Annotated in this window: 22 protein-coding genes and 1 pseudogene; 10 read left to right on the forward strand and 13 right to left on the reverse strand. The window is 62.5% G+C overall.

Annotated features, from left to right (window positions below; all coding sequences use genetic code 11):
- Nucleotides 1–3: 3 nt before the first annotated feature.
- The 3 genes from VLA65_RS10015 to VLA65_RS10025 all read right to left on the reverse strand — a co-directional run bounded on the left by VLA65_RS10015 (nt 4) and on the right by VLA65_RS10025 (nt 1,659).
- Nucleotides 4–309 (reverse strand): hypothetical protein, encoded by a 306-nt coding sequence (locus VLA65_RS10015; RefSeq protein WP_332602416.1) that lies wholly within the window; start codon nt 307–309, stop codon nt 4–6.
- Nucleotides 310–395: 86 nt separating this feature from the next.
- On the reverse strand, nt 396–1,055 hold the full coding sequence (locus tag VLA65_RS10020; protein ID WP_332602417.1) for a DUF1254 domain-containing protein: 660 nt from the start codon (nt 1,053–1,055) through the stop codon (nt 396–398).
- Nucleotide 1,056: 1 nt separating this feature from the next.
- On the reverse strand, nt 1,057–1,659 hold the full coding sequence (locus VLA65_RS10025; RefSeq protein WP_332602418.1) for a DUF1214 domain-containing protein: 603 nt from the start codon (nt 1,657–1,659) through the stop codon (nt 1,057–1,059).
- 548 nt (nt 1,660–2,207) lie between these two features.
- Between VLA65_RS10025 and VLA65_RS10030 the strand changes: the two genes are divergently transcribed.
- From VLA65_RS10030 to VLA65_RS10045, 4 genes and pseudogenes are all read left to right on the forward strand, one after another.
- Nucleotides 2,208–2,645 carry a tyrosine-type recombinase/integrase gene (locus VLA65_RS10030; RefSeq protein ID WP_275937057.1) on the forward strand — a complete coding sequence of 146 codons (438 nt, stop codon included), beginning with the start codon at nt 2,208–2,210 and terminating at the stop codon, nt 2,643–2,645.
- Entirely contained in the window at nt 2,635–3,624 is a 990-nt protein-coding gene (locus tag VLA65_RS10035) for a tyrosine-type recombinase/integrase (RefSeq protein ID WP_332602419.1), read from the forward strand. The genes VLA65_RS10030 and VLA65_RS10035 overlap by 11 nt, the downstream gene beginning before the upstream one ends.
- A 295-nt stretch (nt 3,625–3,919) precedes the next feature.
- Nucleotides 3,920–4,636 (forward strand): tyrosine-type recombinase/integrase, encoded by a 717-nt coding sequence (locus VLA65_RS10040; protein WP_332602420.1) that lies wholly within the window; start codon nt 3,920–3,922, stop codon nt 4,634–4,636.
- A gap of 155 nt (nt 4,637–4,791) precedes the next feature.
- A pseudogene (locus VLA65_RS10045) lies at nt 4,792–5,037 on the forward strand (PDDEXK nuclease domain-containing protein); the annotation flags it as partial.
- A gap of 276 nt (nt 5,038–5,313) precedes the next feature.
- Here the strand turns inward: VLA65_RS10045 and VLA65_RS10050 are convergent.
- From VLA65_RS10050 to VLA65_RS10090, 10 genes are all read right to left on the reverse strand, one after another.
- Nucleotides 5,314–5,742, reverse strand: coding sequence for a VOC family protein (locus VLA65_RS10050; protein ID WP_059388583.1), 429 nt, complete (start codon nt 5,740–5,742; stop codon nt 5,314–5,316).
- A gap of 48 nt (nt 5,743–5,790) precedes the next feature.
- Complete coding sequence (locus VLA65_RS10055) at nt 5,791–6,654, reverse strand: sugar phosphate isomerase/epimerase family protein (protein ID WP_332602421.1); 864 nt, start codon at nt 6,652–6,654, stop codon at nt 5,791–5,793.
- A gap of 184 nt (nt 6,655–6,838) precedes the next feature.
- Nucleotides 6,839–8,074 (reverse strand): MFS transporter, encoded by a 1,236-nt coding sequence (locus VLA65_RS10060; protein WP_059388581.1) that lies wholly within the window; start codon nt 8,072–8,074, stop codon nt 6,839–6,841.
- A 310-nt stretch (nt 8,075–8,384) separates the two neighbouring features.
- Complete coding sequence (locus VLA65_RS10065) at nt 8,385–8,963, reverse strand: flavin reductase family protein (RefSeq protein ID WP_059388580.1); 579 nt, start codon at nt 8,961–8,963, stop codon at nt 8,385–8,387.
- A 206-nt stretch (nt 8,964–9,169) separates the two neighbouring features.
- A complete protein-coding gene (gene catA, locus VLA65_RS10070) occupies nt 9,170–10,018 on the reverse strand; it encodes a catechol 1,2-dioxygenase (RefSeq protein ID WP_332602422.1) in 849 nt (282 codons plus the stop codon).
- A 167-nt stretch (nt 10,019–10,185) separates the two neighbouring features.
- Nucleotides 10,186–10,464, reverse strand: coding sequence for a muconolactone Delta-isomerase (gene catC / locus VLA65_RS10075; protein ID WP_059388579.1), 279 nt, complete (start codon nt 10,462–10,464; stop codon nt 10,186–10,188).
- A 52-nt stretch (nt 10,465–10,516) separates the two neighbouring features.
- On the reverse strand, nt 10,517–11,617 hold the full coding sequence (locus VLA65_RS10080) for a mandelate racemase/muconate lactonizing enzyme family protein (protein WP_332602423.1): 1,101 nt from the start codon (nt 11,615–11,617) through the stop codon (nt 10,517–10,519).
- Nucleotides 11,614–12,525, reverse strand: a complete 912-nt coding sequence (locus VLA65_RS10085) for a LysR substrate-binding domain-containing protein (protein WP_059388578.1) — start codon at nt 12,523–12,525, stop codon at nt 11,614–11,616. The genes VLA65_RS10080 and VLA65_RS10085 overlap by 4 nt, the downstream gene beginning before the upstream one ends.
- 635 nt (nt 12,526–13,160) lie before the next feature.
- Entirely contained in the window at nt 13,161–13,364 is a 204-nt protein-coding gene (locus VLA65_RS21995) for a hypothetical protein (RefSeq protein ID WP_442880278.1), read from the reverse strand.
- 336 nt (nt 13,365–13,700) lie between these two features.
- Nucleotides 13,701–14,036, reverse strand: coding sequence for a hypothetical protein (locus VLA65_RS10090; protein WP_332602424.1), 336 nt, complete (start codon nt 14,034–14,036; stop codon nt 13,701–13,703).
- A 910-nt stretch (nt 14,037–14,946) separates the two neighbouring features.
- On the opposite strand from VLA65_RS10090, the gene VLA65_RS10095 reads away from it, so the two are divergent.
- The 6 genes from VLA65_RS10095 to VLA65_RS10120 all read left to right on the forward strand — a co-directional run bounded on the left by VLA65_RS10095 (nt 14,947) and on the right by VLA65_RS10120 (nt 20,022).
- Nucleotides 14,947–16,107 carry a sulfite oxidase gene (locus tag VLA65_RS10095; RefSeq protein ID WP_332602425.1) on the forward strand — a complete coding sequence of 387 codons (1,161 nt, stop codon included), beginning with the start codon at nt 14,947–14,949 and terminating at the stop codon, nt 16,105–16,107.
- 93 nt (nt 16,108–16,200) lie between these two features.
- Nucleotides 16,201–16,773 (forward strand): SRPBCC family protein, encoded by a 573-nt coding sequence (locus VLA65_RS10100; RefSeq protein WP_332602638.1) that lies wholly within the window; start codon nt 16,201–16,203, stop codon nt 16,771–16,773.
- Nucleotides 16,766–17,161: a hypothetical protein gene (locus tag VLA65_RS10105; RefSeq protein ID WP_059388573.1), complete on the forward strand. Its 396-nt coding sequence runs from the start codon at nt 16,766–16,768 to the stop codon at nt 17,159–17,161. The genes VLA65_RS10100 and VLA65_RS10105 overlap by 8 nt, the downstream gene beginning before the upstream one ends.
- Before the next feature lie 39 nt (nt 17,162–17,200).
- The gene (locus VLA65_RS10110; protein ID WP_332602426.1) at nt 17,201–18,445 is read left to right on the forward strand and encodes a cation:proton antiporter; all 1,245 of its coding nucleotides are present in this window, start codon (nt 17,201–17,203) and stop codon (nt 18,443–18,445) included.
- Nucleotides 18,446–18,584: 139 nt separating this feature from the next.
- Nucleotides 18,585–19,208: a hypothetical protein gene (locus VLA65_RS10115; RefSeq protein WP_332602427.1), complete on the forward strand. Its 624-nt coding sequence runs from the start codon at nt 18,585–18,587 to the stop codon at nt 19,206–19,208.
- An 85-nt stretch (nt 19,209–19,293) separates the two neighbouring features.
- Nucleotides 19,294–20,022, forward strand: coding sequence for a YcnI family copper-binding membrane protein (locus VLA65_RS10120; RefSeq protein ID WP_332602428.1), 729 nt, complete (start codon nt 19,294–19,296; stop codon nt 20,020–20,022).
- The last annotated feature ends 9 nt before the right edge of the window (nt 20,023–20,031 follow it).

Here is a 20,031-nt window from a genome sequence, read left to right on the forward strand (position 1 = left end):
CGGCTACTCGCGTTTGAGCGTGAGCGCCAGGCTGGGAACCGCGAAGGACAAGAGAAAGATCGGCAGGGGGCTCTTCCCGCTACACCGGAATCTGGCGATTTCGTCCTCGGCGACGTCGAAGGTCTTGATCCGGCTCGAATTTCGGCCATTTCGGACTTGCAGGGTGTGATGTCCGGGCTCGACTGTGATGTCGATTGTCTTGTTCATTTCGACAGTCCCGGCAGGTTTCCCGTCGACTATGGCCTCGTACGTGCCGCGCCGGACTTCCACCCCGATGGCCTTGTGCGTCACCTTGAGTGTTGCTGACATTCTGATCTCCTCTTATGTCCTGGAAGGGCCGGTCGGCCAGCCAGCGGCGGCGAGCCGTCCGCCGTCGTACTTCTGTGCTGATCACGTTATTGCTTTAGCGGCGCGAGCTGGATTTGCTTCGCGAGCGCGTAAGCGGTTGGAAGATCGCTGTCGCTTTCGACGAAAACTCGGCCAATGACGAGCGCGGAATCAGTTGGCGAAGAAATCTGCGTCATCCCGTTGGGTACCGTTCCCTTCCAGCCGGGTCCGCTGAGGACATAGTCGCCGGCTTCGGTTCCCGTGGTGCGTTTGCCGACGTAGGCAAAGTTTGTGCTTTTCGACGGGTCGGTGAACTGCACGCTGAAATAGCGCCCGGCCATGTCCGGTACGTGCAGGATTTGCGGCCCTTTGCTCAAGTCGAGCCAACCGCCGATGTAGAGCAAGTCGTCGGCCCCGGTTGCCATAAGGCTCCCGCGCGAAGTCGCCGTCGACGGGGACGATGTGCCGGGCACGGCGTACAGCGTGTTGACGGGGATGGGGCCCTCACCGAATCCGTGCTTGAGTATCGCCCTCTTGTACCCGTTGACTGTGAGTCGCGGCCAGAGGTAGATGAAAGCGGGCGCCCCGAGCCCCCATACGATGACCGCCGCTATGACCAGAGGAACGATTCCGTCCCCGTTGGCGATCCGCCGGTAAATGACCCAGGCGAAGACGGCCAGTATGACGGCGGTGAGGGGACGTCCGTACTTCAAGATGAGGCGGTTCATTTCACTGCGCCCTGACAACCGACGGCAATTGGTACGTGTCGTCGAGAATCGCCGCGCCGGGCAGATACACGCGGAACATCAGCTTGAACTTTCCGGACGGAACGGGCAGCCAGTTCTGCTCGTGCCCGCTCGGAGCCTGATGCTGCAGATAGATATCGACCGAACCGTCGGCATTCTGTGCCAGAGCGGAACGATCACCAACGCTGTAGCGATTGGTGGGATTTTCCACCATGTACCCGACGGTATCGGTCGGGGTGAGCGACCAGAAGGCGTCATGCGGCGGGAGGTTCCCGGGAGGAAAATGCAGGACGTATCCATTCCCGCCGCTCAGCGTTTGCCCTGAGCCATCCACAGTGGCGGTCCAGTACGCAGCCTCTTCAAACACATTCACGACAGGCAGGGCCTTGGCGCAGGCGGCCCGGACGAGGACTCCGTTGCCAGGCTGGCCGCATTTGCGGATGGCACTCCAACCGTTGACGGTCGTTGTGAGCGCCCTGCCCACGGCGTTCATGACGAGGATCGCCGTCAAGAACGCAAGCACGGCGCCGAGAATCAACCCTTGCACCACACCGGACTGGGAGAACCACGCGAGGGCATTTGCCATAACCGCAAACTACCACTGGGCTATGTGGTTGGGGGTGCTACGGCGCAGCGACGACGCGGGTACCGACCAACAAATAGGACGGCGATCCGCCAGCCCCACCACCGGCGACGACACGGAGTACCGTCAACCTCTCGAGTGCGCTGTCGCAGTCAGTCCCCGGGCGACGTTGAACGGCCAAGGGTGTACGTGACGTTGCGGTCGTTCTTGGTGCCGCAGATCAGGATGCCGATCGTTTCGCTGTGATGTTCACGGCTGAGAAATCCCAATTGTCCAGATGGCGTCTGGACAATTGGCGTCGGATTGTCGGAGCGTCCAACTACGGTGGAATCATGACCCAGCTCGAACCGGACCCTTCCGGGAGACTACGCCGCCGCCCTCATGTCGTTGAAAAGCCTCGTACGTGAGGCTCAACAGCGGGCTCAGCGCGTCGTGAATACCGCCATGATCGAGCTTTACTGGAACATCTGACGGACCATTCTGGACAGGCAGAAGAACGAGCCTTGGGGAAGTAAGGTACTCGAACATGGGAGCAGGACAGCATCGAGTTCATCCAGCAAAAGACGGGCCGGGTCTTGGCGCTTCCCCTGCTCAACGATGTTGGTGAAGCACTCATTGACTACCTGCGCAACGCCAGGCCGCACTCGGACTCCGAGTACGTGTTCCTGAAGTTGCACGGCCCGTGCGAGCCCATGCTGCCGGTATCGATCCACGCCGTGGTCTATGCACGATTGAAAGCCGCAGGGGTCGCGATCCCGGCGGGAAAGAAGCACGGTCCACACGCCCTTCGACACTCGCTTGCCTCAGCCTTGCTGGAGAAAACAGTGCCGCTCCCGGCGATCTCTGAGGCACTCGGGCATGCCAGCACCGGTTCGACGGCGATATACCTAAAGATCGATCTGGGACAGCTGCGCGAGTGCGCTCTGGACGTGCCGGGCCTCCACGAGAGCTATCTCGCCAGCCTGGGTGGTGACAACGATGAGGATTGATGAGCAGGCGTCATACTACGAGTCCATCTTCGCCGAGCACATGGCCGCCTTCGTCCGCTACAAGCGCGCACAAGGCCTGAGCTATACCGCGGTGCCCCGGACGCTGCGGGCGTTCTCCAGATTTATCGCCTCGACGGGCCAAACCGAGATTGCGATCAGTCAGGAGCACGTCGACCAATGGTGCCGCCGACGGCCCAATGAACGTGCCAGCAACCAGCGCAACCGAGTCGCATACACGAACCAATTCCTCAACTACCTGGCCGCACAGGACTTCCCGGTGGCTTTCCCGCGACCCCCGAAGCGTCGAGGAGACCGGGACTCGTTCACCCCCTACGTGTTCACCCGACGCGAGCTGGACCGGCTTTTCGCCGCCTGCGCCGGACTCAAGGCCAAATCGTCCTCGGTCATGCCGGTCCTGCTCCCGGTCTTGATCAGGCTCCTGTATGGGTGCGGCCTGCGCGTGTCCGAAGCGCTGAACCTGACCCGCGGTGATGTCGATCTCAACAACTGCTGCCTCACCGTCCGCCACGCGAAGTACGACCAGGACCGCCTCGTCCCACTCTCTTCGTCGCTGGCCGACATCATGCGCCGCTACGACGCCACCGCACCACGGCTATTCACCGCCGACCGCGACACCCGGTTCTTCACTCACAACGACGGTCGGCCCGTCACCTCCGACAGCATTTACAGATGGTTCAGGAAGACCCTGTGGGCCGCCGGCATCTCGCACGGCGGCCGTGGTCATGGACCCCGCGTGCACGACCTTCGGCACACCTTCGCCGTTTACTCGCTCCAAGGCCTGGTCAACCAAGGCGCCGATGGCTACTGGGCCCTACCGACCCTGGCGACCTACCTCGGCCACGCATCGGTCAAGGGGACCGGCCAATACGTCCGCCTGATCCCGGACATGTTCCCCGAAGTCCCCGCCGCCATGAACGCCGTCGCCTCCTGCGTGATCCCAGGAGGCGATCTCGAATGAGCACCCATGATTTCCAGTACCTCCTCAGCGAGTTCCTCGCCCGGTTCCTTCCCGGAGAGGTCGGCTCAGCGACGAACACCATCAGGTCCTACCGAGATGCATTCATCTTGTTCCTCAGGTACTGCAAGGCCCACGAGAACATCGCCCCCGAGCACATGACCTGCGAGCTGTTGACCAAAGATCTCGTGGAGCGATTTCTGGCCTGGCTCGAAGCCGAGCGGGGCTGCACCGCAGCGACCCGCAACCAGCGACCCGCAACCAGCGACTGGCCGCGATCCGGTCATTCTGCCGCTACTTGCAAGCCCGGGATATCGAGCGGATCGGGCAGTACCAGCGTGTCCTTGCGATACCAAAGAAGAAGACGACCACCGCCTCACCCCGCCACCTCTCACTCGACGGGATCCGGCTGATCCTCGACCAGCCCGATACCAGCAAACCCTCCGGGCGACGCGACCTCGCGTTGCTCGCGCTTATCTACGACACCGGCGCCAGGGTCCAGGAGATCGCCGATCTGACCCTCGGCGACCTGCGAACCGATCCTCCCGCAACAGTCAAACTCACCGGCAAGGGCAACAAGACCAGGATCGTGCCGCTGATGCTACCGACAGTCACTCTCGTCCAGCGTTACGCCGACGGCGCTGGCCTCACCGGACCCGCCAACAGGTCCCGGTCTCTGTTCCCCAACCGTGGGGGTGTGAAAATGACCCGAAGCGGCATCGCCTACATCCTGGATAAGCACGTAGCCGCCGCAAGGGAAGCCAGCCCCGCGACATTGCCGGACACGATTTCGCCACACACCCTCAGACACAGCAAGGCGATGCATCTACTTCAAGCCGGAGTCAACCTCGTCTACATCCGGGACATCCTCGGCGACGCCGACCTGAAGACCACCGAGATCTACGCCCGAATCGACGGCGAGATGAAGCGACGAGCACTCCAGAGCGCCTTCACCAACCTCACCCCGGCCGATGCCATGCCCCTGTGGCACCAAGACAAGGACATGCTCACCTAGCTGACCAACCTCGGACGCTGACCCCACCAGAGCGGGGCGTTATGCCAAGAACAGCTTCAGCGACGTGCCGTCAACACGCCAGCGCGAACAAAGACTTCGGCATAATGTCCCACTCCGCATAACCGGCATTATGAGCAGCTGCGCATAATGTCGGCAAACTCAACTTCTACGTCGCGCTCGTCGATGATCTGCTGCGCCGGGACTACCATAACGAAACCGTCGGCATCCTGATCTGCGGCACCAAAAACGACCGCAGCGTTCGCTACAGCCTAGGACGCTCCACCTCGCCCATGGCCGTCGCCGCCTACACCTACGACAAGCTCCCCGCAGCCGAACAGCAGGCACTCCCCAACGAAGGCCACCTTGTCGCCGCCCTGGAATGGGCCGAACCTGGCCCCTGAGGCCGAGGACACCAACTAGAGCTCAACCGCGAGAGCCGATTTATGACCATGCAGGTTCGCAGTTCCAAGCCCGGTCCCTGCCGTATCCTGACAGAGAACGAAATCATGAGTGCTACCGCCCACGCACGCCGAGAAATACGATGTGCGGTTTGCCCAGCAGTTTCTGTTCATTGCCAAACACCTGCGCGGCGGCGGCCTGATCGCCGGCCGGTCGGCCGGCGATCAGGTGCCGAGTCCCGCACTTTCCCTTTGCCTGCAGACGAGAACTCGCCTCTCTTAGTCGAGTACCTCGACGAGCTCGAGAATATTTCCCTCCAGATCCCAAAAGTGCGCGCACCGCATCTTGAGTTCGTCGTAGTCGGCGACATCCCAAGCGAACTTCACGTCGCGAAGTTTGAGCTCTGCGACGGCGGCGGCGCAGTCATCCACGGTGAAGGCCATGTGGAACGGGCCATTCTTAATGGCCATACCGGGCGGGTCACCCCACTGAGTTGAAGACGGCGAGGATTCCTTCATCGAGACAAGCTCAAACGAGAATCCATTGACAGTCACGATCCGGACGTGAGCGTCAAGCTCCTCCGGGTCCCAGGCTCCGGTTACCACGGCACCTAGCTTCTCCTGGTACCAGGCAATCATTGCGTCCATATCGCGCACGGAGATTGCATAGTGGTGGCCACGGGTGACCTCGCCAAGCGGGTATTGCATTCGACCATTACTGGACATAGTTAAATCCCTACAGTTTGTTGGGGTGGATCAGACGAAATCAGCGCTTCGCTTGAGTACATCATTCATTGCGGTGAAACCGATCGTGGCTGCCTCCTCGACGGGGCGCAGCCAAACGTCATGCGGCGAGAAAAGCTCTGCGTCCGCCCAAGTGTCATAGCCGAGCTTGCGGAGTGCACCCAGGATTTCCACAGTTGGTGACGCGCCCGTTCCCGGCACCAGGCGGTTGGGGTCGCCGGCAGGTGCCCGGTCACACACATGCAGACCGATGACGCGATCGCCGTGAGCCCCGATGTCCTCGAACAAGGTGGGTGAATCCCCAGAATGCCACGTGTCGATAAGAATGCCAACGGCATCCGCGACCCCTGCATCGTCGATAATGTGGGCCGTCTCAGCGATGGACTGACCCAGGGTGTGGATGATCGATGGGTGAATCGGCTCGATCGCGATTCGAACCCCGCTCTTGGTCGCCACATCCGCGATGCGGCGCAGACCATCTCGCAGCGCAGTTTCAGCGGCTCGAGCGCTTTCGAAGCCGTCCGGCGAGCCAAACGACACAGTCACGGACGAAGGCTTGTACGGTCCGAGGCGCCGGACGGCGTCGCAAATCTGGCGGATACGGGTCTCGGTGTCCTTCGGACCTTCGAAGTCGATGCCCTTCCAGTCTCCCTTCGGCAACACCACTCCTTGCAAGGGCAGGATCGAGAGGACGCTGACGATGCAGTTCGACACCTCGAAGCCGTACCTGTCCAGCAGGCGGCGGTTGTTGTTGTCGTCCTCGGGCAGTTTCATCTCAAGAAGGCCAATGGCTTCGAAGCCCGCTGCTGCATATGCGGGCAAATCCTCTTCGAATGTGGCTTGCATGGTCGAGATCTGGTTCATGGCGGGTTTCATGCTGAGACTTCCTTTCGCGGGCGAGGCTAAGGGCCCGTGGTGGTGAACATAGATCAGATGTACGCAGTGTGAGCAGAACAGGTGATGGGCGCCGTCCCAGGGTTGGACAAGGCTGGCCAGACCCGACTGAACGAGAACGGAACGGCTGCTGACACAGGTTTCTCATTCGTGCTGCTTGACGTAGTTATAGTGCGACGACGTAAGAGTCAGGGGCGGGCGCTGAATGCACCTTTTTGGTTGCGATGAGCAGCATGATGGCGCAGAGAATCACCAGCGCCGGAATCACCAGAAAAGCGAGGAACGTGCCGGTGACGTCCGACAATGCCCCCAGGATGATGGGGAAAGTACCGATCGCGATCCCCTGTCCAATCGAGATGCGCGACTGCGCCTTAGTTTCCTCTCCAGAAGAGACTGAAAACAAAGAGGCAGCTGTCAAGGGCTGCAGCGGGCCGATCCCCAAACCAGCGATGAAGAGTCCTACGACGGCAACGAGAGGGACACTCGCAGTCCAGAAGATAAGCCATCCCAACGCAGTAACGGCAAGGGCAACCAGCAGCAAAGGCCTGAGCGTCCATCGGGTACTGAGTCGCGATGAGATCGATCGGGCAATCAGTTCACCCAGAACGAGCGCGGAGGCCGAGGACGCGGCTGCCCCCAGGCTCATGCCCGCACGCTCCGAGAAGAGCGCCGGAACCCAAAACAGGGTGGAGAACTCCAAAGCGATGCCGCAAATGCAAGCCACCCAGAGGAGCCAGAATACGCCAGTAGTTTTCGATGGGCGGGCTGCTGACGGGTGAGCGGCGTTTCGCAGGCGTCGCCCGTCAAGTGCACCTACTCGGGGCATCCCCGCCAGGAAGAGGCATGCGATCACAAGGAGCACAATGGTGGTGGAGATGCCGATCCTCCATCCCCATCCCGCCGAGATACTCAGACCAACGAGGAACGGTGATGCCAGGCCCGCGGCCGCCCCAATCGCAGCGCCCTCACTCAACGCGGCTGGAGCCATGGCCTGGTGATGCACTGCCAGGCCCGGGAGCACTGAGGCGATTATCGACTCAGCCCCGAAAGCACACACAAAGGTCGCCGCGACAGTCAGAGGGAAGGATGAACTCAAAAGGAGCCCAATGAGACCAACCGTCAGGATGGTGCTCGCAGAAAAAAGAACCCTCTTGCGTCCCAAACTGGCTGTGGCTCGGTTGATCGCGAGTGCCCCCAGAATAAGGCCCAAGGCGAGAGCCGGTCCTATCAGCCCCGCCTGCCCATTTGAGATCTTCTGCTCCTGGGCGATGATCGGAACACATGGAGAAAACCCAAGCATGAACCAACCAAATGTACAGAAGTACGCGTATAGCGAATAGGTGACGCGGCTTCTCACGAATTTAGGTTTAGCGGAAACCGCGACGATGGGTTCAGCGGACATTGCCTGCTCCTGCCATCGTGTGTATTGATTTCGTCATTGTCTTATCTCCTTTGATAGCAACAAACTTCAGAATCTGGATGAAAAAGGACGCCCCAATTCATTCACGGGCACCCACAAAGCACGATGTCGTTCTCTGACTTGAATTTCGCGCCGGTGGCGCGAGACTGCACGAACCATCGGAACGCCTTATGCAAACGTCTAGAAAGTGCGAATTGTGTTCCGGCTAAAAGGACTCGTCCGTCGCTGCCATCCGACAATGAATCGACGAACGCCGACAAGCGTCAGGCCGTCCTGGCGGGAGGGATCCCGGCTAGGGGCTACGCATCCGTTTGAAAGTACTGGAGCCGGCGAACCAGCCCGATTCGGGAGCGTCGCCGGGGTGGTCCCACGGAGCACCCCCGACCAAGCGCCCCATCTCGCGGAACTTCCCGTTGAAGAACAGGAGCGGCTGGCGATCGGTGATGTCCAAAGCGATGACCTCGCCCACCACGATGATGTGGTCGCCGCCGTCATAGATGTTCCAAGGCCGGCATTCAAGCGTCGCTGCATTCTTCAGCAACACCGGAACGTTGCCGGCGAGGGCCCACTCGGGCTCATCGTCCAGCACCTTGCCGCCGAAGTGCAACGCGACGTCCATCTGCTCGAGCGAGAGGATGTTGATCGCGAACGGGGCGCCTTCAAGATAGCGGGCGGCCCGTGAAGTACGTGTCAGCGTCACTTGAGCCAGCGGTGGGTCCAGGGACACCGCGGTGAAGGCGTTGACGGTGGCACCGTGCGGGACACCGTCGGCCGTGCGGGTGGTGACTACCGTGACTCCGGTGGCGAACCTGCCGAACGCGTGCCGCAGGTCGAGGTTATCAACTCCGGCTCTGACTGCTCCCTGAGTCATCGACATCTCCTGTCTGGTGTGGGGTTGTGTGGGCACTGAATGCTGCCTGGCTTTATGGGGCAGAAGGAGCGTTTTTGGCAGCGCGCCATCGCGGCATGTCTGCTGGATGGATCGACGGCGGAACGGTGCCGCCGTGTGCGATGTTTGGTTAGGCCCGGGGCCGCCCCCGTGCCTAACGAGTACCAGTCCTGGAACTGGTAGCGGGCTTAGTCCTCGGGGTCGAGGATGAAGTCGTAGGTGACTTCGCGACCCTGGCCGTCGGCACGCCGGGTGGGTGCGAGGATGAGTTCGGGCTTGACGGCGGAGGCGATGTCGTCGACAACGTGCTCGCCGCCTTCGAAGTAGAGCTGAGTGGTGATGGGCTGGTGCCCGGGAGCTGAAACCTTGAGGTGCAGGTGGGCGGGGCGCCAGGCGTGCCAGTCTGCCGCAGCGATGAGCGCCCCGCAGGCGCCGTCCGTGGGGATCTGGTACGGCGCGGGCTGGATGGTGTTGATCTCGAAATTGCCCTCGCCGTCGGCGATGACAGAGCCTCGGAGGTTCCACTCCGGCAGCCCCGGGGCGAACTGGGAGTAGAAGCCGAGGTCATCGGCGTGCCACAGCTCAATCAGCGCACCGGCCAACGGTTCTCCGGCGACGTTCTTCGTCTGGCCCTGGAACAGCAGCGGAGTGCCGGGCTCATCCTCGCGCATCGGCAGGGTTGCCGGAGTGTTCTGTGTGGGCGCGTCCGGGATGTAGTACGGCCCCTCGATGGTGCCCTTGGTCCCATTCCGGTTGGCGTTGGCAACCTCCTCGACCGAATGCTCCACCCAGACGTCCAGGAACAGCGGCCATTCGCCGTCCTCGCCGACCTGGATGAGCCAGGCCTTGAAGGCGTTGTACTCGTCGTAACTGACCTTCTCGTCAAGCACGATGTCGTTGACCGCCTTGATGAGCCGGCCGGCGAGGGCGTTGACTCGCTCCTGGCCCGTGCCAGCGGCAAGCTGCTTGTTTTCCCTGAAGCGGGCGGTGGCGCCAGCCCCCGAAGCGGCCGCAGTGGCCTGAGTTTCCGTCGTCATGATGACTCCTTCGTCGATTCACGGTTGGGGTTCCGGACCGTTGTGCGCTGCACTGTGCTGTGCCTCACGTTCCTTGTTGTTTCAACAGTAGGCCCGGCATTGATTGATGAGAAATACCCATCTGTCACTGATTGAGAGCCGGGGTATATGAATCCGAATCCGACCGGCTACTCGATGGCAGAGGGGTGCTTGGCGAGCGGCGTGACCTTGATGCCCATGTACGGAAACAGCGGCAGGCCTGAGAGGAGGGTGTGCAGCTCGTCGTTGCCCGCGACGTCGAACACCGAGTAGTTGGAGTACTCGCCCACGACCCGCCACAAATGCGGCCAGCGGCCGTCGTGCTGGAGCTTCTGGGAGTACTCCCGTTCCTCCGCTTTGATGGCGTCGGCGCGTTCTTTGGGCATGTCCAGCGGAATATCGACGTCCATGCGGACCAGGTAGAGCATGAAGTTCTCCTTACGGTGTTGGGTTCCTGAGGGCAGGTGCGGCCGGGGAGGCCTAGTCCTGACGGTACTTCTGCAGCTTGTCGGCATCGATGACAGCGCCAACGCCAGCGATCTCGCGGACCCGGATGGCACCGTCGTTGATTTCGAGCGGCTCTGCGAGCAGGTCGTCCGTCATGTCCAGGTAGTTGGAGAGCTCCCCGGCCCGCCGGGAACTGGCCTCGAAGGCGGCGCCGAACGTCACGGTGGCCAGGCTTCCGACCTGGGTGTCGATCTGGTTACCCATCGTGACGTCCACACCCAGCCCCTCGCAGAGGCCGAGGATCTGCTGGGCCTCGGTGAAACCGCTGCGCGCGGTCTTGATGCAGATGGCGTTGCTGCCGCCGGAGAGCAGCTCTCGGGACACGTCGCCGAGAGTGGGGACGCTTTCATCGCCGACGATGGGGATGCGTGACTGCTGCACGAGCCGGCGGCGGCCCATGGCCTCACTGGCGTCGCACGGTTCTTCCAGCATGGACAGTCCTAGACCTTCGGTTTGGCGGAGGACCTCCATAGCCTCGTTCGCCGTCCAGCCCCGGTTGGCGTCGAGGTAGATCTCGGTGTCCGCACCGAGGCCCTCCCGCAGCACATGGCAGGCCTCGACGTCCAGGGAGAGCGGCCGCCGGCCGGTCTTGAGCTTGAAGGTGTCGATGCCGTACGTTTCACGGAACCCCAGCGCTTCCTCGAGGAGCTCGGCGGCGGGCTTGAAGCCCAGCATGTGGGACACCCGCATGCTGTCGGTGAAGCCGCCAAGCAATTTGTGCACGGGGGTGTCCAGGGAGATGCCGATGATGTCCCACAGGGCGATGTCCAGGGCCCCCTTGGCCGTGGGGTTGTTGACCGTGCGGCGGAGCACCTGCTGGACCTTGGAGCGGTCCATCGGATCCAGCCCGATCAGCTGCGGGGCAAACACATTGGTCACCACAGCGACGATGGATTCCTGCGTTTCGCCGTACGTGTAGGGGCGTGGAGGGGTGTCGGCCACGCCGCAGATGCCAGTGTCCGTATGGATCCGGACCAGCACGTGTTCCGCGGCCGTGACCTCTCCGCTCGCGAACTTCAGGGGCCGGGCGTAGGGGATGGAGTAGGGGATGGCCTCAATACGTGCGATTTTCATTCGGAGGTGTCCTTTGCGGCGGCTGCTGGCTGTGAGGCGGGGAGGGCGTCGAAGAGGCCCAGAAAGGTCCGGATCAGCGGGGTCGCATTGTTCCGGTTCCATGCGACGGCGAGGTCAACCGGCGGGGGGTCCCGGAGCGGGCGGAAGGCGACGCCTTGGAAGGAAAACATCCGGGAGGTCATGGGCACGAGTGCGACGCCCATGCCGGCGGCCACGAGCGAGAGCAGGGTGGATGTTTCCTTGGACTCCTGCACCAGGCGAGGCTGGAAACCGGCCTTGCGGCAGGCTTCAACGGAGATGGTGTTGACTACGGAGTCCGCGGAATAGCCGATGAAGTCCTCGGCGGCCAGATCGGTGATGTCCAGTGTGCCGCGCTCCGCGAGGGGCGAATCGGCAGGCAGAGCCGCCACCAGCTGGTCCTGTTCAAGCAACCTCAGCGTGAGCTCGTCGGAGCGGACCGGGGGGCGGAGGACTGCTACGTCCAGCCGGCCTTCTTCGAGAGCAGCCTCCATCTGTGGTGTCAGCATCTCGCCTTGCACAGTGATCCTGAGCCCTGGGAGGGTCCGGCGTGCTGCCTGAACGATGCTGGGCATCAGCCGGTACGTGGCGGTTCCTGTGAAGCCGACCCGGATCACGCCGGTGGCTCCTGCGCCGACCTGCTGGACGTCGTCCACGAGGGCGCCGAGGTCCTGCAGCAGCGCGCGTCCGCGGTCCAGCAGGACCTGCCCGGCCGGGGTGAGCTCAACCTTGCGCGTGGTGCGCACCAATAGGGGGGTGCCGAGCTGCTCCTCGAGCTGTCGGATCGCCTGCGACAGCGGCGGCTGCGCCATGTGCAGGCGGAGAGCTGCCCGGCCAAAGTGCCTCTCCTCCGCCACGGCAATGAAGTACTTCAGGTGCCGAGTCTCCATTGACACTCCTGGCAGATCGAGGCAGGGCACGGTGCCATGCTCCGACCAGCTTAGGATCCCCGATTAGTAAGGGGAAATACTCACTTCGGATCCATTAGGACGAATTGGATACTAATCTGAGCAAGGTCAATTCAAGGTGCAAGAAACCAAGGGTTTCACGACGTTGCTTGTGCTGGTTCTTTAGGGGCGGGTGCCAGGCGCTTGCGCGGCGCCCTACCTTCGGCAGCATGATGGGCCCAGGTAGTGCACCTTCCCGGAGTAGATAGCCGCGTCGATTGCCCTCAAGGATTCTGCGTACCGGCCTTCGTGCACTGATCAGAGACCCCTTCTGCGGGCACTCCCCCGGCCATTTCCAAACGCCGATAACCGGCGTTTCGTCGGCCTGAGCTGGGGGGAGGCCGCCCAATCGGGGGCGTGCCCGCTTACCAAACCCGTTCATGGAAGCTATGTCCGACCGGGGGATTCTCTGGTGACACTCGGCCAGGACAGCTTCCGTCGAGTGCGTCGTAAGACTCGAGGTATCGAGTCAGTTGGGGGTGCGAGCAGTGCGGACCTGATGCATTGGGCCGGTCCGTTCTACGGACCGATCTCTATCGTCCAGCCTGATGATCTGTAGGCATCGGCCGTTTGCGGATCTAATCGACTGTCAGTGATGACTTTTCAATGTGCGCGGGCGGGACCATCTGTATCAGTGCCGTTGTCCCGAATTTGGAGGCGTCAATCACGGCTATGCTCCGGCTGGCCCTTTGAACTGCGGTCGTGGCCACATCGGCCAGGTCGCGCTGGGTTGTGACGAGGCCTGCGCTGGGTGTGATTCCGGCCGCCGAGACTACGGCCATTGAGAAGGACAGCTTTGACAGGAATTCAATGGTCCAGGGTCCGGTCACTGTGCGCTATGCTCTCGAAGGTTCCGCTCAACCCCTGACCGTGGCGTCATACACCGCCATCACGGCTGCGCTCGAGCACGACCCGAAGAGTGCTCTCGACGCGTGACGCGTTCAGCTTTTAGACCGCCGTGAGCGCACGACTCCAGCCCTGACAGCGGAGCGAAATCGCACGAGACCGGGACGGGCGCCAGTCGGAGACCATGGCAAATGCGCCGCCAACCGGATTTCCTGTGGTGTCCTGTGGGTACCACAAAAATTCATAGCATCGACGGCCATCATGTCTACCGGTCACTGACGTCTAAATACAATGAAATTACCGGTGTCGTAGTCACCAATTGGATACTCGATCGTCCGATCGGCTCCAGATCCGTTTACGTAGAATTTGGACCCCAACAAGCGGTCAACGATATCGGCGACGACGAAGTTCTGCTTGCTGATTACATCTCGTTTGCTAGTCCAAGTTCCTGAGATTTCGTCAACTCTGTTCCAATCTGCGGGCCCGCCGTACTTAGGGCTAAGCAGCGAATAGAAGACACGGTCGGGAAGCATCTGTCCATCGGAAAGTTTCACCATTAGCCAGATTCCTCCCGTCTGGATACCGGCGCCTCCGCCGGAACTGGCCATTCTGCAACAGAATTTTGAGAAAATCTTGAATTTGCTTAATTAAACCATCCAATGCAGAACCAAGCGTGATGTCGTTACGTGCCGCTCAGTGAGTCAGTGCTTCTGAGTCGGGCTGATTCCTCGCCACCATTCGACGTCTCGGGACGCACTCTCAAGGCTGTCAATAATAGCTAACGAGTGGCGAACGAACCGGTCCGGAAGCCTTACACCATGTTCGACGACGTAATGAGCCAACCCATCCGGCCACACGAAATGGCCGTCGCTCAATTCCAGATTGCCGTTCTCTTTCCCACAGAACCGACAGCGCGAGAACCCCATGAAGCTCCGCGCGACAAACCCCATCCGCAAGTAGGATACGACAAGATCACGCTCATCGATGTCCCAACTTGCGTCCACGAATTCCTCTGGAGAAGGCCATGACGGGTCTGCCTCAGGACCGTCCCAGTAGCCAATCAGAATCAGCTTCCTGGACTGAACCATCGCCACTCCCTGCAACTGAAGATCTACAAAAACAGATAATCACCAGCCGCGCTGCAATCAGGTGCCCTAACGTCCCCGCGTAGGACGACGCCGGTACCAAGCAACAAAGCCCCACAGCGCGATGATCAAACATACGGCAGCGACAATCCCCCGCCACCAAATAAAAGGTTGCCAAAGCCCGAATATCAGGGCCCAAACAAGGAGAACGCCACTCACGTCGAGTCGTGGGGCTCGGATTTTCACGGAGGCTCTCCTTCTTCCATCTGTCTCTGTCCAGGAGCGCAAGCGCCAAAGACCAAGAATACTTTCCCAACAGCCCGACGTCGGACGCGGCCCCCGCCCCCGTCGCCGTACGCACCGCGGGACAAGCGCCTCGCTTCCCCGGCCAAATTCCAGTGACACCACTGCTCCGGGCGCCCATACTGGGAGCATGAGCGTCAACACCCGCCGCACAGCGGAAGGCGCCGCTGTTGCCACCCCAGCCCCTACCGCCCCCGCTGTTCCGACAGAACCAACCGCACCGGCCGCTACGGCCGCTCCGACAACCGGTCCCATCACCCGCGAGGAACTGCAACTCGCTTCGCGCAACCACGCCATGCCGCTGGAAATGCTCCGATGGCCCGTCACACCGCTGGGCATGCATTATCTCCTGGTCCATTTCGACGTTCCCCAGATCGATCCCGTCTCGTGGCGGCTGAATATCGGCGGGCTCGTGGACCATCCGCACGAGTACACTCTGCCTGACCTCCAGCACCGCGAGCGCCGCACCCAAGCCGTCACGATGGAGTGCGCCGGCAACGGCCGCTCGCGGCTGGAACCGCGGCCTGTGAGCCAGCCCTGGGACCAGGGTGGGGTGGGCACCGCCGAGTGGACCGGCACCCCGCTTGCTCCGTTGCTGCTCGACGCCGGCGTGTCACCCGACGCCGTCGAACTCGTCTTCACGGGCGCGGACCGTGGGATCCAGGGCGGCGTGGAGCACCAGTACGCGCGCAGCCTGACGCTCGCGGAAGCAATGTCCGACGACGTCCTGCTCGCCTATGAGGTCAACGGCCAAGCCCTGCCACCTCAACATGGCTACCCCGTCCGGCTCCTCGTCCCGGGCTGGTACGGAATGACGAGCGTCAAATGGCTGCAATCCATCGAGGCAATTGACCACAGCTTCGACGGTTACCAACAGCTCGACTCCTACCGTTACACCCAAGACGCAGGCGATCCCGGCGAGCCCGTCCAACGGATCAAAGTCCGTTCCCTCATGGCTCCCCCCGGCGTTCCAGATTTCTTCACACGGCAACGCGCGGTGAACGCGGGACCGGTTCAGCTGAGCGGCCGGGCCTGGTCCGGGCAAGGAACCGTGGAGAGCGTGGAAGTCTGCGTGGACGGGGTCTGGGAGCAGGCCCAACTTCAAGCTCCCACCGGCCGGCATTCGTGGCGCGGATGGACATTCACGTGGATCGCAACGCCCGGTTCCCACGATTTGGCATGCCGTGCGACGGATTCCACAGGGCAGACCCAGCCGGAAACGCCGGAGTGGAACTATCAAGGCATGGGAAACAACGACATCCAGCGGCTGGCTGTGACCGTCCGGGAGTAACTCGCCCGCAGGCACGCCGAAGCCGGGCCGTTGACCGTGTGCAACGGCATGAGTACTGTGAGTCCACTATCCATCCGCGCCCTGGAGGCAGCAATGGGCGGCACTTCCAAGAGCAACGCCGACTACGAGTTCCTCACTGTCTGGCGCGTCGCGGGGACCCCGCGTGAGGTCATGGATATTTTAGGCGACGCGGGGACACTGCCCCGCTGGTGGCCTTCGGTGTACTTGAGGGTTGTTCCGCTGGACCCGGGAAACGCCGACGGTACGGGAAAGGCCTTCTCGCTGCAGTCCAAAGGTTGGCTGCCGTACACGCTGCGCTGGAGGTTCACGGTCACCGAACCCATCACAGAGCAAGGTTTCGCGATCGCGGCGAGCGGCGACCTGCGCGGTACCGGGCGCTGGACTTTCGAACAGGACGGCCCGGAAACCGTTATCACCTATGACTGGCGGGTCAGCACATCGAAACCCCTGCTCCGGCGGCTAAGCTGGCTGCTCAAACCCGCTTTTGCCGCGAATCACCACTGGGCGATGGCGCGCGGCCAAGAAAGCCTCGCCCTTGAATTACGACGACGGCGTCCCGGCACGGACCTCTCCAAGGTCCCCCGTCCCGCGCCACCCACATTTGCAAGCCGATACCGCTGGCCAAGGAGTACGACGCATGCCTGACGATAACAAAGGCGAAGTCCGCTGGTTGCCGGAGCCCGAGGACCAGGACTACCCAAGCGCCGCAGACTACCTTTCCCTGCTGGAATCCGACCATGTGGTGGCATCGGTTGTCGCCGCCCTCAAGGACGCGCCCATCCAGCACCGCAAAGCCAAGGACATCCTCCGGGCCGCCCGCTTGGCGTTGCTCCCGGAAGAGAACGCCCACGTGGCCTCGGACCTGAAGAAGATCAAGGAGGGCAAGAAGCTCTCGCCCATCCTGATGGTCCGGGGAGACCTGGCCACGGGCATGCCCGCTCAGGTGGCTGATGGCTATCACCGGGTGTGCGCGAGCTACTACACCGACGAGAACACGGACATTCCCCTGAAACTGGCTGATGCGCCCCGGTAAACACCGCAGACCAACCGCCAGGCCCGGAGAAGGAGGAAGGTGTCGTTCTTTCAGCTTTCGCTGATCGCCGCAGTCGCGCTCCTCGGTCCGCTCTTGGCGCTACCCCGGAAATGGCACCTTCCCGTTGTTTTGGGGCAGTTGCTGGCAGGCATCGTCATCGGACGCACGGGACTGGGACTGGTGGACTCCTCGGATCCCACCTTCACGTTCGTGGCCGACGTCGGGTTCGCCCTCATCATGTTCGTCGCCGGGACGCACGTCCCCGTGCGGGACAAGGCCATCCGTCCCGCCCTGGGTAGCGGCGCCTTGCGCGCCGGCGTCGCCGCGGTGCTGGCCGCCGTCGTCGGAGTCGTCATCGCTTTAGCCTTCGGCACCGGACATGCTCCCCTCTACATCGTTTTGCTCGCATCCTCCTCAGCAGCGTTGGTCTTGCCGATCGTCGACTCGCTTCGGCTGACAGGGCCGAAGGTCCTGACGACGACGGCGCAAGTGGCGATCGCTGATATCGCTTGCATTGTGGCGCTTCCGTTAGCCGTTGACCCGCCGAACGCCGGCCGGGCAGCGGTCGGGGCAGCCGTCGTCGCGGCTTGCGCGTTGGTCTTGTTCTTCGTGCTTCGTTGGCTGGAGAACAGCGGCAACCGCGGACGGTTACACGACATATCCGAAGACCGGAAGTTCGCCCTGGAACTGCGGATCCAGCTGGCCTTGCTGTTCGCGCTTTCAGGGCTCGCGGTCCTCGGCCACGTCTCCATCATGCTGGCCGGGTTCTCCTTCGGCCTGGTGGTCTCCGCGGTGGGCGAACCCCGTCGCCTGGCGCACCAGCTTTTCGCCGTGAGCGACGGTTTCCTGGGGCCGGTCTTCTTCGTCTGGCTGGGTGCATCGCTCGACCTAAGGACCCTCGCGGGCAGCCCAAGCATGATCCTCCTCGGGATCTGCCTTGGCTTTGGAACACTGCTGGTGCACGGAAGCATCCGGGCCCTCGGCCAGCCCCTGCCGCTCGCAGTACTGGCCTCGTCCCAATTGGGAGTGCCGGTTGCAGCCGCCACCATCGGCTCCCAATTGCATTTGCTGGAACCGGGAGAAGCCGCCGCTATGATCCTCGGGGCCCTCATCAGCATTGGGGCAAGCACCATCGCCGGTTCGCGCGCGGCACGCAGCTTCTCGGAAGCCGCGCCGGAACCGGCGGGCGAGGGGCCGAAGAGCGGTGGGCCGGCCGGCAAAGGACAATCCGGCAAAGGCCCGGCAGGCAAGCCCTCCGAAGGTGGTCCGGCAATAACTGCCTGATTCCCAAACCCGCAGCATGACCCCGTCATACGACCCATCCGACAGCGGCACGGCCACGAACCACCGGTAGAATTGCGGGGTTGGCCAGCCCGAACCGGACGGTCGACCACCCGCTTGAACGCTACCGAGGGAGGAACCCGTGCGCGCATCGCATGCCCGGACGCCCTTCCATGCCATGCGTTCGGTGGCCCTGGCGGTCGCCATTGTTGCCCTCGCGGCAGGTGCCCATGTCCTCTCCGGGGGTGCGCTTCCCGTCGCTCCGGTCCTGTTGGCCGTCCTTGCATTGACCGGGCTCGTCACCACTCTTGCCACCCGGTTCAAGCTCGGATTTCCGGTCATTGCCGCGCTTCTGGGAGCCGGCCAGCTTGTCCTGCACGAAGCCTTCACGGCATTCGGTCCGCTCGCCGTTCCGGCTCCGGGCTCACCGGCACACCATTTGGCGGCGGAACACCTCTCCCCGCCGCTGGGCGCTGAAACAGTCCATTTTCATGAGGTCGACACTCCCCTCAGCTGGTTGATGCTGACGGGGCACGCCCTCGCCACTGCCGCTTCGGCATTACTCCTGGCCAAGGGCGAGCAGGCACTGTGGCAGCTCGCGGCCTGGCTTCGTCCCCTCTTGCAGCTCATCCGACTGATCTTCAGGCCCGACGCCGGCAACGCAGCTGTTGCGTTCAGCGCACCTGCCGTATTCATCCCCCGCCCGTGGCGGAACCTCAGGCAAGACAGCAGACGCGGCCCGCCCGCCGTCGTCGTACCCTCCTGACTCCGCCCGGCACCGCCTTCAACTGGTGACGGGCACATCCCCTCACTTTGGCGCGCCTTCGCGCGCCCGTTGAAAGGCAACAACCATGAACAAGTCCTCACTCCGCCGCGCCCTGTCCGCTACCGCAATCGCGGGCGGCACCGCCGCACTGATGATGGCCGGCCTCGCAGGCGCATCTGCCCACGTCTCCATCAACCCGGACAAGACCACGGCCAACTCGTATGCCCTGCTGACGTTCGGCGTCCCGCACGGCTGCGACACCTCAGGCACCACCAAGTTGACCATCAACCTGCCCGAGGAACTGACCGACGCCACGCCCACGGTGAACCCCAACTGGACAGTTGAAAAGGTGACGCAGACGCTGCCGGAACCCAAGAAACTGGCCGACGGCACATCGATCACCAAACGCACCAGCCAGATCGTCTACACGACCAAGGCTCCGCTGGACCCGCACTTGCGCGACGCGCTGGTCCTGTCCGTGAAGCTGCCCGACACCGCTGGCAAGACCCTCTACTTCCCCACGCTCCAGAACTGCGAGCAAGGGCAGACGAACTGGGCTGAAATCCCGAAGGACGGCCAGGACGCGCACTCGCTGAAGGCTCCGGCTCCTTCGGTGGCCGTCACAGCCGCAGATCCGGCCGCGGGTGACAGTCACATGGCTGCGTCCATCTCCACCGAGCAGGCAGCTTCCGTGACCGACGACGGCTCACAGGCGCGCAGCTGGGCCGGCCTGATCGCCGGCGTGGCAGGGCTGGGTCTGGGTGGCGCGGCCTTCTTCCGCAGCCGTTCCGCCAAGGCATCAGTCTCCAAGTAACGGCTCCGT

Origin of the sequence: Arthrobacter sp. S2(2024) (assembly GCF_036662515.1) — a bacterium.
In the GTDB taxonomy this organism is placed as follows: Bacteria; Actinomycetota; Actinomycetes; order Actinomycetales; family Micrococcaceae; genus Arthrobacter.

Bases quoted from the DNA above. Each gene is read 5' to 3' on its own strand.
- VLA65_RS10060 (WP_059388581.1), bottom strand. From the start codon at position 8,074: ATGTCCGCTGAACCCATCGTCGCGGTTTCCGCTAAACCTAAATTCGTG.
- VLA65_RS10015 (WP_332602416.1), bottom strand. From the start codon at position 309: ATGTCAGCAACACTCAAGGTGACGCACAAGGCCATCGGGGTGGAAGTC.
- VLA65_RS10120 (WP_332602428.1), top strand. From the start codon at position 19,294: ATGAACAAGTCCTCACTCCGCCGCGCCCTGTCCGCTACCGCAATCGCG.
- VLA65_RS10085 (WP_059388578.1), bottom strand. From the start codon at position 12,525: ATGGAGACTCGGCACCTGAAGTACTTCATTGCCGTGGCGGAGGAGAGG.
- VLA65_RS10025 (WP_332602418.1), bottom strand. From the start codon at position 1,659: ATGGCAAATGCCCTCGCGTGGTTCTCCCAGTCCGGTGTGGTGCAAGGG.
- VLA65_RS10050 (WP_059388583.1), bottom strand. From the start codon at position 5,742: ATGCAATACCCGCTTGGCGAGGTCACCCGTGGCCACCACTATGCAATC.
- VLA65_RS10105 (WP_059388573.1), top strand. From the start codon at position 16,766: ATGCCTGACGATAACAAAGGCGAAGTCCGCTGGTTGCCGGAGCCCGAG.
- VLA65_RS21995 (WP_442880278.1), bottom strand. From the start codon at position 13,364: ATGGCCGTAGTCTCGGCGGCCGGAATCACACCCAGCGCAGGCCTCGTC.
- VLA65_RS10080 (WP_332602423.1), bottom strand. From the start codon at position 11,617: ATGAAAATCGCACGTATTGAGGCCATCCCCTACTCCATCCCCTACGCC.
- VLA65_RS10065 (WP_059388580.1), bottom strand. From the start codon at position 8,963: ATGACTCAGGGAGCAGTCAGAGCCGGAGTTGATAACCTCGACCTGCGG.
- VLA65_RS10055 (WP_332602421.1), bottom strand. From the start codon at position 6,654: ATGAAACCCGCCATGAACCAGATCTCGACCATGCAAGCCACATTCGAA.
- VLA65_RS10090 (WP_332602424.1), bottom strand. From the start codon at position 14,036: ATGGCCAGTTCCGGCGGAGGCGCCGGTATCCAGACGGGAGGAATCTGG.
- catC (WP_059388579.1), bottom strand. From the start codon at position 10,464: ATGCTCTACCTGGTCCGCATGGACGTCGATATTCCGCTGGACATGCCC.
- VLA65_RS10035 (WP_332602419.1), top strand. From the start codon at position 2,635: ATGAGGATTGATGAGCAGGCGTCATACTACGAGTCCATCTTCGCCGAG.
- VLA65_RS10095 (WP_332602425.1), top strand. From the start codon at position 14,947: ATGAGCGTCAACACCCGCCGCACAGCGGAAGGCGCCGCTGTTGCCACC.
- VLA65_RS10100 (WP_332602638.1), top strand. From the start codon at position 16,201: ATGGGCGGCACTTCCAAGAGCAACGCCGACTACGAGTTCCTCACTGTC.
- catA (WP_332602422.1), bottom strand. From the start codon at position 10,018: ATGACGACGGAAACTCAGGCCACTGCGGCCGCTTCGGGGGCTGGCGCC.
- VLA65_RS10020 (WP_332602417.1), bottom strand. From the start codon at position 1,055: ATGAACCGCCTCATCTTGAAGTACGGACGTCCCCTCACCGCCGTCATA.